A 13074-nucleotide genomic window follows, 5' to 3' on the forward strand; every position below is an offset into this window, starting at 1 on the left:
GGTGCGCGCCGCCTTCCTCGCTCTGTCATGGGTCCTGGAGTCGGCGTGCGCCGCCAGCCGCGCGCGGGAGCTCGGGGAAGCCTTGGCCGCGACCTCCGACTGGGGCCTGGCCCATGCGGCCGCGGGCCTTCGTGTCTGGACGTCGACCCACGCGCCCTTGAGCGTGGAGCCGATCGATGGCGACCGCGGTGTGCTGATCGGCGCCACGTTCCCCATGCCCGGGGCGCCGCCTTGCCGGGACCTTCCCGACGCCACGCCACGACAGCTGATCGCGGAGCTCAGCCGGCGTCGGTGGGGCCGCTACGTCGCGCTGGTCGCCAGTGCTCGCGGCGGCGAAACCTGGGTGTACCGGGATCCGAGCGGCGCCCTTCCCGGCTTCGCCTGGTCGCTGGGCGACGGACTCGAAGTGGTCGGATCGGCGATGACGGGCCTGCCGGCCGGCGTGGGGCCGCGATGGCCGCTGCTCAATTGGGACAGGATCGCCGACTTCGTCGCGAAGCCCGCGGTCTGCGCGACCCAGGTCCTGGTGGATGACGTCATCGCGGTGCAGCCGGGGGAGGCGTTGCGACTTGGGTCCACGGGCACGTCGGACGTCGTGTGGAGCCCCTCGGCCTTCGCCGGCAATCCCATCGATGATCTCGGCGCTGCGGCCGACGAGCTCCGCGCCCGCGTCAGCGCCTGCGCCGCGTCGCTGGTTGGCGGCTACAAGCGCGTGATCCTGGAGGTCTCCGGGGGTCTGGACTCGGCCATCATTGCAGGGTCCCTGCACGCCTCCGGCCGGACCTCCCGGGTCGTGGAGGCCATCAACATCGCGTTCGGACGGCCGGAGTCGGATGAACAGGCTTACGCGACCGCGGTGGCGGCCCGGGCCGGCCTTACCCTCGTCCAACGGCGGCACGAGCCCTCGGCCCTGGACCTCAGCGACCTGGAGGCGTTCGCGCGCGAGCAGCGCCCTTCCGCGAACGCCGTGGATCCGAAATGGGACCGCGACGAGATCGAGCGGATTCGGGAGACCGGCGCCGAGGCGATCATCTCGGGCCAGGGCGGCGACGCCGTCTTCATGCAGATGGCCGGCGCCGGGATCGTCGCGGACGCCTGGCGGGTGAAGGGCTGGTCGGTCCTTCGGGACCCCGTCCTAGCGAACGTCGCGCGCCGCACCCGGCGCTCGGTGTGGGAGGTCCTTCGGTCCGCTCGCGCCGAAGCGGTTGGCCGGGCGCCGCCGGTCGAAGGTCTCTGGTCGTCGTTGATCTCGCGCGAGGTGCGCGCCGCCACAGCCGACCTGAAGCCCAAGTGGCTGCATGAGGCGGAGCACTGCGGGCTTGGGCCCGGAAAGCAGCTGCACATCCACGCGCTTGCCCGGTTCTTCCTGAACGAGGGCCCAAGCCGCCGGCGGCACGAAGCGGATGTCCTCTACCCCCTCTTCGCCCAGCCTGTGCTCGAGCACGCCCTGCGGATCCCGACGCCCGCCCTTGCGGGCTCGAGCTACGACCGGGCGTTCGCCCGGAGCGTCTTCGCCGACCGGCTGCCCGAGTGCGTCCTGAACCGCCGGGCCAAGGGCATCGTGACGGTCTACTTCGCCCGGCTCATCGCCAACAGCCTGGGTTGGCTGCGACCTTACCTGCTCGACGGCTGCCTTGCTGAGGCGGGCGTGCTCGACCGCGTCCGTCTTGAGCTGGCGCTCAGCCCGGAGCACCTGATCTGGGCGGCGAAGCCCTCGGACATTCTCTGGGCGGTGTCGACAGAGGCCTGGGTGCGCCATTGGCAGACGCGGGTCCCGGACTCGCGGACGGCGCCACGCCGCCTGTAGAAACACCGGCGAAGTGCGCGTCGAGGAAGCGGAACGTCTGGGCGTAGACGTCGCGGATGTCGCCCGGCGACGAGGGCGCGTGCATGGCGCCCCAGTAGACGACGTAAAGCGCATCCTTCCCCTGTCGGAACAGGGCCGAATACATCGCTTCGGACTGGGCCGCCGACAGGCCGTCCTGCGCACCGTGGATCAGCAGGAGGGGCGTCTGAATGCGGTCCGCCAGGAACAGCGGGCTGTTGCGGATGTAACGCGCCGGATCGCGCCAGGGCGGGGCGCCCATTTCCGGCTGCGTGCGCTCCACCACGCCAGTGTGCCAGTTGCTCCAGTAGGCGATTTCAGAGTCCAGCTGCAGGTGCTGCGGGATGGTGGACCAGTAGCCGACCAGGTCGCTCACGCCGTTCAGGGACACCGCCGCCGCGAAGCAGTCCGTCTGCGCGACCGTGATCATCGCGGCGTAGCCGCCGAAGCTGTGGCCCATGATGGCCATGCGGGTCGGATCGACCTTGTCGGCCAGCTCGGGCGCGTCGATCGCTGCCTGGACGATGGCCAGGATGCGCTCGGCCAACCCCTGCGCCGGCGCGGTCATCCCGCCCGTTGGGTTCGGCAGGCTCGGAACGAGGACGGCATAGCCGTGGCCGGTCAGCACACGGATGTTCTGGTAGAATTCGGGCCGGCCCGGCGTCTCCTGCGGCGGAGCCGGATAGGTCGCGCCCGGATAGGCGCGCACCACAAGGGGGGCTGGGCCTCTCGCCGGAGAGCCCGTGGGAAGAAAGACCCAACTAACCACGGGCTCCCCGACCGGACCGGGGTGGCGCACTTGGACGATCCGTGGGGGATCGCGCGCCGCCCAGCCACGGTTGACGGCGGCTGTCGGGATGCTCCGTCCGCCAACCGATAGCGTGAGTGTCTCGACGCCATGGGCGTCCGTGGCGCGCTGGAGGACGCCGCCGGGCGCTGCCGCCTCCCACGCGCCGCCCGCGGCCGCGCCCAGCGCCGCCGCGGTCTGTCCCTCGGCGCTGAGGCGGGTGAGGCTTGGCTTGCCCGAGGCGTCCTGCGCCGCCACCCACAGCGCCGGCGCACGCGCCAGCCGGCCACCGGCTCCGACCCGGCGATCCGGCAGAGCCGCCACCCTCAATCCCGGCGCAGCGGCGGTGACGTCGCCGGAACGACGGACACGCCACGCCCGGTCGCCCGCCCAAACCCACAGATGTTCCCGCCCTGCGACACGGGCGCTGCGGCTAGGCGGGGGCAGGCGCCTCGTAAGGTTACGCGGCGCCCCGTCGGCGAGCGCGAACCAGTCGTCACGGCCGGCGTTTGCCCCCGCCAGCCGGCCGAAGACCAGCGGCGTCTCGCCCATCCACGCGGTCCAGACCGTCACGGGATTGAGGTCGAACCGGGGCTGCACGCGTTCGCCGATCGTCCGGACGGCGCCGGTCTCGACGTCCACCTCGGCAAATCGCCCGTCTGTCCAGAGTTGGTGGCGCCCACGCGTGAACACGAGGAGCCGCTGACCGCTCGGCGACCACGCGAGCAACTGCGGAAGGACATCGCACGCGGCGCAGGGCCGCCGCGTTTCACCCGTGCGCAGATCGAGGATCGACAGCCGGGTCGCCTCGGTCTCGGAACCCGCGGGACCCCGTACGGGCGCTTCGCCATGAGGCTGAAGGTCTTCCCCGCTCTGCAGTAGCGCCACGCGATCGCCCTGGGGCGAGACCTCCAGGTCGATGAACTCGCCGTGCGCCAGGACGTCCTGGTCGCCCGTTCGAGCGTCGACAAGAAGGAGGCGGTTCAAAGCCCGCGTGCGGACACCGAGATACGCGCCGCTGCCGTAGGCGGTGTGAGCGCCCGCCCCCGTGGCGGCGGCTTCCCATCGGCGTGTCAGCTCCCGCGAGAACGTCGAACCCTGGCGTAGGACCAGCGGTCCGCGTCCATCCGGGCGATCAAGCACCAGGAGCCGGCGGTCATCCAGCCACTGCAGTGCACGGCCGCGCGTGTCGCCCTGGGGTGTGATCGGGAGCCACCGAACGGCGCCGGTCGACATCGTCACGACGCCCAGCCGCCACGTGGGCCCGATCACTCGATACACCGCCAGCCTGTCGCCCGAGGGCGAGAAGTCGCCAAGCAGGACGCCAGCGGGGTCGCCCGCGAGCAGCGGGCGTCCCGGCCCGGGCTTGTCGGTGGCGACGACCCTGAGGCGACTGAGGCCGTGCACAACCCCTCGATCGCTGTCGAAGCGCGATGCAGTCGCATACGCGTCGCGCGCCTCGTAGACGAGGTGGCGGCCGTGCGGGTCGAAGGCGGCCGCCCCCAGGGTCTCGACCTGGAGAAGGTCTTCGACGGTGAAAGGTTTCGCCGCGGCCGGGGTCGGGGGCGCGACGCAGCCGACCGCGAACGCGGCCGCTGCCAGGAGCTGGCGCATGACCCGTGCTCACCAAGCGCGCGTCAGCTGCAGGGACACATAGCGGCCCACCGGCTCGCCGGAGGCGCCATCGTAACCGATGCCCAGGCTGTTGTTGTAGAAGGGCGGGTTCCGGTCGAAGACGTTGCGCACGTTCAGGAGCACCGCGACGCCGGCCAGAGGGCCGCGCTTCGGGGGGGCCACGCGGGCCTGCAGATCGAAGGTCGGCTGGGCGTCGATGCGGACGCCCAGGTCATCGCGGTATCGGCTCACGTAGTTGAACGCGGCCCCGAGCGTCAGCGCGCCACGGGTCCAGTCCGCGGTCGCCCGACCACGCAATCGGGTCGGGAAATTGATCCGGTTGACCCGTTCCACGACGGCCGAAGTCGGCGTGAGCCGCTGGTCGAAGCTGAGCATGTAGGTCGCGTTCGCGGCGAGGGCGATCGTGTCCTGGCCCAGGTCGAAGCGGTAGCGGGCGGAGACGTCGATCCCGCGCACATGGAGGGTCGCGCTGTTGACGTAGCGATTGTCCAGGATCGCGCCGTACTGCTCCGCCGGAAATGTGCCGGTCGCGTTGCTCAGCGCCGGATCCGCCAGTAGGCGCTGGATCAAGGCGAGGTCCGCCGCCGAGGTCGAGGGAGAAATCCGCCGCACGAAGGCCGACAGAGTCGGATCCTGCAGGGCGTTCGCCTGGTTCGCCGAGACGGGCTTCTCGATGTGGTTCTTGAAGCGGACGTCGAAGCCTGTCGCGCTGAGCGCCAAGCCCGGAATGCCATCGGGTTTCCAGTCGAAGCCGACCGTCCAGGAGTCGGCCGTCTCCGGCTTCAGGTCCGGGTTGCCGCCGGACAGCGTGAGCGTCACCACGCGGCCCGTTCCGAGCGCCAGGAGCTGCGGATTGAAGACGGCCGGGTCGGCGACTTCGCGCAACGCGGGAGCTCGGAACGAACGGCCGTAGGTGCCACGGACGATCAGACTCGACGTGGGCGACCAAAGAAGGCCCGCCTTGGGGTTCACCGTCGTCCCGAAGCTCTCGTAGCGCTCGACCCGCGCCGCGAACGAAAGCTCTAGCCGCTGAAGGCCCGGTCGCGCGTTGTCCGGCCCGAACAGGGGCGCCTGAAGCTCGCCGAACGCCGCGGTGACCGTGCGGTCCAGGTCGAGGCTCGAGCTCCGCGTCGGAGACGTGGTCGCCACGTAGATGGTGCTTTCGGAGGTGAAACCCTCGCGCCGCGCCTGCGCGCCCAGCGCGAGTTTCACCTCACCGGCGGGGAGATGGAACAGCGGCCCGTCGGCCTGGACGTTCACCGATGTCACCCGGTCCCGGCTGCGGGCCAAGATCGTTCCCGAGTTGATGAAGGCGAGCGCGGTCGCGTTGCCGCCACCCACAACGCCGTTGAACGGATTGAAGTGGCCGTGCAGCGCGGCGCTGTAAACGGTGGCGGGATTGTCCGGCGTGTTGCCCAGAGCTTCGTTGAGGATGACGGAGTTCACCACGCCGCCGCCCCGGTTCTCGTCGTGCTGCTGGGCGAAGGCCGCGTAGGCTTCCGAGCGCCATCCCCGAGGCAGCTCCAGCTTTGCGGAGACTGTTCCGGCCAGCGTGTCGGACGTGCCGTAGGCCGTCGGGTTCGGAACATCGTTGGCGAAGGTGTAGGAGATTGACTGGGTCGCCGCCCCGATCGGCGAGACATAGAACGGGTTCCCGCGGCCGACAGTGAAGGTCGCCGGGCGGGGGACGTTGATGTTCTTGTAGCGCCGGCTGGCGAAGCGCGCGTCGGCGGCGAGTTCAAGCCCGCCCATGCCCTGGTGGCCCGCGAGGTACACCGAGTTCAGAGTCTGCTTCGGGAGGATGTCACCGCCCTGGCGCTGGTTGTAGCGGTTGGGCGTTCCCAGGATGAAGTCGCCGGGCCGCAGGCCGACGCCGTTTTGGCCAGCGGGAATGGCGTAGGTCGGAACCAGCGCACGGGTGACAGGATCGGGCAGGAGCACGTTGCCGGGGAAGGCGGACGTCAGCCGCTGGTCGGTCCCGCCGAGGGGACGCAGGTCGGCATTCCCGGCGAAGGGCCGCTGGCCGCCCCGCAGGTTGTCCTGGCGCCGCAGCTCGTAGGCGACGATGAACCCGCCTCCGTCCCAGCGGCGACCGAACGCCTGGTCGATCTGCACCTGGCTCCGGCCGCCCCCCGTCGATGTGCCGGCCAGGAGGCGCGTCTCGGAGCCGTCGAAGTCGCGACGCATGATGAAATTCACGACGCCGCCGACCGCATCAGACCCGTAGAGCGCCGAGGCCCCATCGAGCAGCACCTCGACCCGCTCGACCGCCGCCCCGGGAATGCTGGAGATGTCGACGAAATCCGCGAAGCTGCCCGAGCCGGCGATGCGATGGCCGTTCATGAGGACGAGCGTCGCATTGTTGCCGAGGCCGCGCAGGTTCAGCGCAGCGCCGAACGATCCGTTGCGCGAGAGCTTGTCGGCGCCCACGCCGAACGATTCCCCGGCGCCGCCGCCGAAGTTCGAGGGCAGCGCTCGAAGCGCGTCGGCGATGGTGGTCTGTCCCGTCCGCTCGAGGTCGTCGCGGTCCATAACCACCAACGGCGACGTCGGCGGGACGCCGCGCAGGTTCGAGCCGGTGACCGTCACTTCCTCGAGCAGCGCCGCCTGGATGCCGTCCACGCCGACGACCCTCGCGTCTGACGATCCCTCACCGCCGAAAGGGCGGCCTGCGGTGTCTCCGTCTCCCGCATCGTCGGTCGAGGCGACCTGCAGGACCAGCACGTTCGGGCCCGTGCGCTTCACGGTGATCCCCGTGCCCTGCAGCACCAGGCGCAGGGCTTCCTCCGAGGTAAGCACCCCTTTGACGGCGGGCGCGCGGCGGTTGGCGACAAGCTCGGCCTTGTAGAGGATCTGCTGGCGCGTTTGGCCGGCCAGGCTCGTCAGGGTGGCATCCAGCGATCCGGCCGGCACGTCCACGGGGCCGGCCGTCTCGGCCAGGGCCGTCGAGGCCGTGGCCGCCAGCGAGGCCGAAAGGCAGCCGGCAAGAAGGCGAGATTTCAAGTCAGGCAATGAACGCGCGGCTCGGACCATATCACTCCCCCGACGCCGCGCTTGGCCTGCCATCAGGGCGGGGCCTCGGGTTGCTTTCGCCGGCGTCTTGGAGGTGACGCGCCGGCGCTGTGAAACGCGAACCTGGGCCTTCGTAAAAAATTGCTCAGCCGGCCGCTGGCTCGCGCGCCCGAAGGCGAATGCCCTCCGGCGACGGGGTGGCCGTGAGGCCGAAGATCTCGGTCACCGCGGAGACGAAGGCCTTGGTGTCGCCCGTATCGAACACGCCGCTGACCCGCTCGGCCTCGACGCGTCGCGCCTCCAGTACGATCTTGGTCTGGCTGTAGCGGTTCACCTCGGCTACCGCCTCGGCCAGCGGCGTCTCCCGGAAACGCAGTCGCCCTGTCGTCCAGCTCGTCGTCATGGCCGCGTCGGCGACCTGGGGCACGGGCGGCGCGCCGTTGAGGGTGAGCTTCTGGTTGGGGGCGAGCGTCCATTGCTCCTTTCGATCCGGCCGGATCACCTGCACACGCCCTTCTGCCAGGATCACCTGCGTCGCGCCGTTCGTGCGCCGCACGTCGAACTTCGTGCCGAGCGCGCGGACCTGGGTGTCGCCGGCCACGACGATGAACGGCCGCGCCGCGTCGTGGGCGACCTCGAAGAAGCCCTCGCCACGCTGCAGCACGATGCGGCGCTCGTTGCGGGAGAAGTGGATCTCCGCCCGGCTGGCCGTGTTGAGCCGCAGCGTCGAGCCGTCGGTGAGCCGGACGATTTGCTGGGCGCCGACGTCGGTCTCGTAGGCCTGCGGCTGCAGGTGCGTCACGAGGAGGAATAGGGCGCCGGCCAGGGTCGCGCCGGCCAGGCTAAGCGGCAGCAGGTTCCGAGCGAGGAACCTTCGAAGCGCGTCCCACCTGTTCGGCTTTCGCAGCGCCGCTTCCGTCAGCCGGACGAGTTCGGGGTCGTTGCTGACGCGGTCGGCCTGGCGCCAGCGGGCTTCCACCTCGCTGTAGGCCGCGTCGTTCGCGGCCGTCCGCCGCCACGCCATGAACGCGTCGATCGTCGCTTCGCTGACGGAATCCCCCTTGAGCCGCGTGAACCAGGCCGCGGCCTCTTCGAGCGTCCGGCGGTCGTCTCCTCGGAGCGTTCCCATGGCCAGATTTCGAAGCCTCAATCCCGTAGTCGAGCGACGAACAGCGTAACGGCCTGTTGCAACCGTTTGTCGATAGCCCGCACCGATAAACCGTAGCGTTGCGCGATCTCGCGGTTCGTCAAGCCCCCGATCTTGCTGAGCAGCAGGACGTCCCGGAGTTTCGGCGGCAGGGATCGGATCGCTTCCCGGACCTGGAAGTCGTCTTCCGCCGTGTGGTGGGCGGCGTCCGTCGGCGCGTAGGCTTGCGGGGCGCGGGCCGCATAGTCTGCGCGGACCCGATCGCGCCGGAAGACGTCGCGGGCCAGGTTGGTGGCGACGGTCATCAGGAGGCCGCGGGGGTTCTCGACGGGGGCGTCGGCGGCGCGACCGACGAGGCGCAGGTAGGTCTCCTGCGCCAGGTCATCGGCGAGGTCGGCGCTGAAGCGGCTCCGAAGTCGGGTCCGCAGCCAGACCAGATGCGCGCGCCATGTCGCGTCGGGTCGCTCGCCCGAGGTTGTGGGCGCGGGCGCCTCCGCCGACGCGTCGAGCGCCGGCTCGCGCACCGGGCGCGCGGGGGTGGGGCGGGACATGACGTCCCCTCGCAGTGAACCGCGCGTTCGTGGCGACCGGGCGTGTCGAACGCAGGGCTCAGGTCCCTGCGCCCCGCGCTTTCCCGGACCTGACGGTGCGGTCTTCTATGGCGCGGGCGCCCAGCGGCGGCGGATCGGCCGTCGCGGTGAGCCGGCTTCGACCGGGCTCGAGGGCCAGCGTGGCACAAGCCGCCGGAGCCGCCTAGAGTCCTTGCCGCACAGGGATTTAGGCAGGTGGCGCGATGGTGGCGAGGTAGTCGCGGCAGCTCCGCTCGACGCGGACCTGGAGATCTTTCAGCCGGTCGACCAGCCAGGTCAGTTGTTCGGTCGAGATCTCGTATTGGTCGGAGAAGCGGGCTTCGACGTAAGCGCGGCGCAGCAGTTCCCAGCAGCGCTTCTCGAAGCGGTTGCCACGGGGCCAGGCCGGGATCAGCTCCGGCGCGACCCGCTCGGCCTGGCCGCGCAGGAAGTTCAGGTTGTGGGATTTGGTCGAGTACAGTGTCTGGGTCAGCAGGACGCAGTGGTAGTAGCGTTCGGCGGCTTGGTGCAGTTCGAACGCGGCCTTGTTGAGCCATCCACGCGAAAGTGCATCCGCGCCGTGGACTAGGAATTCTCCCGCGCTTGGAAACCACTTTTCAAAGTTCGCCTGGGCTTCGCGGAACGCGTCATCCGGTGAGAGCTTCACAGGCCGAGAGAGGGGATGGTCGGGCGCCTCGTAGAGGACAATCCCGTCGCTGATGATTTGAGTGAAGAAGGGCCGGCCGCGCGTGAGCTGGCGGTTCACGTCCGCCAGTGAGTGGACGATGAACTGCGCGGGCGCCGTCAACGTGTGGGCGATGTCGAACGCCTGCTCAAGGTGCGCCTCCGCGTCCATCCAGTAGTCAGTGACGTCGGCAAAGTCGTCGTGGTTGACGACGATAAGCAGGTCGTAGTCCGATTTGTAGCCGCCGACGGGATCGTCGACCCAGTTGCCCCGGGCGTAGCTGCCGAAGAGGATGACTTTGAGGATGCGCCCCTGAAGACGCATGCCGCTCTTGCGCTTGGTGACGTCCTCGAATTCACGGAACAGCACCTCAAGGACGCGAGACAGCTCGGCCCGTTTGCCCTCCGGTAGATGGTCGAGGCTCGTCTTCATTGTCGCCTTGGCAGCGGCGCCGGTTGATTCGTCGGATTCTATCCGCGCGGCTCCATCACGGCGACCGTGACGTCAGGCTTGCAATCCGAGGATGTCAGGGACACGCCAATTGCGGTCATCGGCTCCGCTCCGGAAACTAGACATTCGCAGCCTAGCGCCGAGGGGCCGCTTCTTGGCTGGGCGGCGATGACGACACGCGCCAGGAGCGGCCGTTGGCTTCGGTCCTGATAGTGGACTTTCAGCTCCGGCCGCCCTGCAACACACCCGATGCGACGGCGGTGACGTACCGCTGGTCTGATCAGCCCGGTTTGGTCAGCGGGAACGTTCGGATCGTCTCGACGAGGTCCCGCATCTCTAACGGAACCTGTTCCGGCGTCATCACAGCGATCACTGCCGTCGGCGTGACATTGGCACCGTATCGCTCTTGGGCTAGGCGGTTGAACTCTCAAAGCGCATCTTTGCCCGGGATCAGGGCGGACCTCCCCTCGGGCGTCGCCCACCGAATTTCAACGTCCGCGTACGCCGCCTCCATCACTTCGGTTTCGTGCCGCCCGGGCTCCGCGATGCGGCCGTAGACGTCGTGGATGAGCGCCGTTCTCCGCGTATTCGTCCGGGACGCGGTCGCTCCACCCTCGAGGAACCTGGCGAGGCGCTTGCGTTGGAGCGGTCGCCACTACCGGACCGATCAACGCCAGACAGAAATATTCCGGAACGATGCCGATGACGGGAGGGCACTGTCGTCGAGCTCACCGGCCAGTTCTCGAGAACGAGGTACCCAGAGGTTCGCGTGCAACTTCAGCGGAAGATGAGGAATAGGCGTTGGATCCCACCCACCCCGCTGGTGCACGGGCTTGCCATCGACCAGCCAGGTGATCCGATCGGGCCGCCAATCGATCGCGTACCGATGAAAGTCGCGGGTCGCATCGAAGCCCAGGTCGATACGGCACGGCGAGCCACGGTAGCCGAACCCCATTGCGGCACCGTCGTCTCCCGGATTGAAATAGACGTTCACGAGCATCGAATGCGGGTCGTCGCCGGTCAGCTCGATGTCGATCTCCTGCCGAGGCCCCGCGCGATGGAGGAAGAACCCCGTGACGAGGCCGCTAGCGCGGGCAGCCCGTATCTCGGCCTCAAACCGTCCGTGGGTAAACGGGCGCGCTGAAGCAAGCGCGCCCGACTGATAGGGGCGATCGCCGGTCATCCTCTTCTCGACGACCAATTCGACCCCTTCAACGCTGTAGCGCAGACCATCTGCGGCGGACGCGGCCAGGTTTCCAGGAAAGGTTTCGGCATGTCCTGGAAACTCGGTGCTCGACTCCTTCATTGTCGCGTGGATGAGAGGGTTCTCTCGTGCGCGCGCAGCTTCCGGCGGTTGATCCGACACCGGTTCAGATCGACGGTTCCCGAGCGGCAGAAGGGCCCAGGGTGTGTCATCGGCAGCGCCGATCCATCGCGCATTGCTGGCCGGCTCTCTCCCTGTGACGCGATCATCGCGGAACAGCCTCCAGGCCCGCGGCGCGCCCTGCGGAAAGGCTAGAGCGGGGATAGCAAGTTCGAGGAGGGAGCAGATGGGCTCCCACGATGTTTCGTTGGGATCTCCCGCCGGAAGAATAGTCGTTCTGGAACGTAGCGAAGGTGCGGCCCGCACTTGACCGGCTCCGCGAGCTCCCGCTTCGAATATGAACTTCGCTCGGCGCAGTGCGATGCCAGCCGACACCGCGCACGGGGCCAAGGGGGGGTCGACAAGGGCGTCGAAGGTGTTGAGCTGAGCGAACAGCTCGCCTGCCGCCATCTCGCGCTCTTCGGGATCGAAGGACCTTACGCGCAATCCGAGCATGGAAAGGGCCATCGCCAAGCTCTCTCGGTCCCGCCCCTCTGTCCAGGCCAGCACAGGCCCCCCGACGCGCGGAGCCTCGGGAACGGTGTCGGCGTCGATAATCCCGGCGCGGGCAAGATAGGGCAGTACGGAATAAGCGTTGTCCGAACCCTGGTCGGGCCGCTGGAGTATTGCGGGCGAAGCGAGCGCAAGCGCCCCCAACTCCCCGAAGCGAAAGTTCATCCACAAGTCGACGGGTCCCACGACCGGCATCGCCCGCAAGAGAGAAGCAGCGCCCTGGCGCGACAGCACATAGCCGGACAGAAACCAGAGGCCGCGCACAGGACGAAACAGGGCCTCACAAACGTCGACGCGCTCAGCTGTTCCACCGGCGTCTGCGTAGGAGAGGTACAGCAGGCGCGGCCCGCCGTCCTGCTGGCGACGCGCCGCGGCGCGCCACCCCCGGTCGATCGCTGCCGCCGCCCCCGTTCGGAACCAGACGTCATCCTCCAGCACAAGAACGTGGTCGCACGGGCCGGTGGCGATGAGCTTCCAAGCTTCGACATGCGATTGCGCTACCGCAACTTCCTGTCGGGTCATCCGAATGGGCTCATCAACGCCAAAGCAAGCTTCCAACCGGACGTCGGGTTGGACGTGGAGCTGGTCTCCGAGGCGGTAGGTGTGGTCGATGTCCGCGGTCGCTGCCACAGCCCGCCCATCGCGCGCGTCTATTGCGGCGAGGCGCCGCGCAAGGCTGGACAGGCGAGTTCCATCGGATGTTTTGAAGCGCCTCAGTTCACGAAAGGTCCGGCGCAGGCGCTGGGGCTGGCGGTCGAGGTTTACGACCAGGATCATCCCGATCTTTCCCTCGCCTTGACCGAATGCGGTGATCCGACCTCCGCCGATCAAACCCAGAGCGGCGCGCGACGCGCGGAAAGCTAGCCGGCGAAGCCCTACCGCGGCATCGTCCAGCCTCATGACGCGATCCCCCGGCGCATCTGCCTCAGTAGCCGTACACGTTGCGCCAGTTGCGCGCGTCGTTGCGGTAAGACAGGTCCCACCGCATCTCTGCTGACGTGACCCCCTGAAACTCAGCCAGGAATAGCTAGAGTCCGCCCGACCAAAGGACGGACGAATGAAGCGATCAAGGTTCACGGAAGAGCAGA

7 protein-coding genes and 1 pseudogene are annotated in these 13074 nt (G+C 68.8%); 2 read left to right on the forward strand and 6 right to left on the reverse strand.

The window, feature by feature from the left end:
- Positions 1 to 82 precede the first annotated feature (82 nt).
- Positions 83 to 1807 (forward strand): asparagine synthase-related protein, encoded by a 1725-nt coding sequence (locus ABS78_RS19530; RefSeq protein WP_293383347.1) that lies wholly within the window; start codon positions 83 to 85, stop codon positions 1805 to 1807.
- A 19-nt stretch (positions 1808 to 1826) separates the two neighbouring features.
- Here the strand turns inward: ABS78_RS19530 and ABS78_RS23945 are convergent.
- From ABS78_RS23945 to ABS78_RS19560, 6 genes and pseudogenes are all read right to left on the reverse strand, one after another.
- Positions 1827 to 4226: pseudogene (locus ABS78_RS23945) on the reverse strand (prolyl oligopeptidase family serine peptidase); the annotation flags it as partial.
- A 9-nt stretch (positions 4227 to 4235) separates the two neighbouring features.
- On the reverse strand, positions 4236 to 7250 hold the full coding sequence (locus tag ABS78_RS19540; RefSeq protein WP_293383350.1) for a TonB-dependent receptor: 3015 nt from the start codon (positions 7248 to 7250) through the stop codon (positions 4236 to 4238).
- Between the two features lie 154 nt (positions 7251 to 7404).
- A complete protein-coding gene (locus ABS78_RS19545; RefSeq protein WP_293383353.1) occupies positions 7405 to 8388 on the reverse strand; it encodes a FecR domain-containing protein in 984 nt (327 codons plus the stop codon).
- Positions 8389 to 8405: 17 nt separating this feature from the next.
- Positions 8406 to 8957, reverse strand: coding sequence for a sigma-70 family RNA polymerase sigma factor (locus tag ABS78_RS19550; protein ID WP_293383356.1), 552 nt, complete (start codon positions 8955 to 8957; stop codon positions 8406 to 8408).
- Between the two features lie 226 nt (positions 8958 to 9183).
- Positions 9184 to 10092: a HEPN domain-containing protein gene (locus ABS78_RS19555; protein WP_293383359.1), complete on the reverse strand. Its 909-nt coding sequence runs from the start codon at positions 10090 to 10092 to the stop codon at positions 9184 to 9186.
- Positions 10093 to 10777: 685 nt separating this feature from the next.
- On the reverse strand, positions 10778 to 12508 hold the full coding sequence (locus tag ABS78_RS19560; RefSeq protein ID WP_293383362.1) for a family 16 glycosylhydrolase: 1731 nt from the start codon (positions 12506 to 12508) through the stop codon (positions 10778 to 10780).
- On the opposite strand from ABS78_RS19560, the gene ABS78_RS19565 reads away from it, so the two are divergent.
- Positions 12479 to 12850, forward strand: a complete 372-nt coding sequence (locus tag ABS78_RS19565) for a hypothetical protein (RefSeq protein WP_293383365.1) — start codon at positions 12479 to 12481, stop codon at positions 12848 to 12850. The two genes, ABS78_RS19560 and ABS78_RS19565, sit on opposite strands and share 30 nt — an antisense overlap.
- Positions 12851 to 13074 lie beyond the last annotated feature (224 nt).

It is taken from the genome of Phenylobacterium sp. SCN 70-31 (genome assembly GCF_001724605.1).
Lineage (GTDB): Bacteria > Pseudomonadota > Alphaproteobacteria > Caulobacterales > Caulobacteraceae > Phenylobacterium.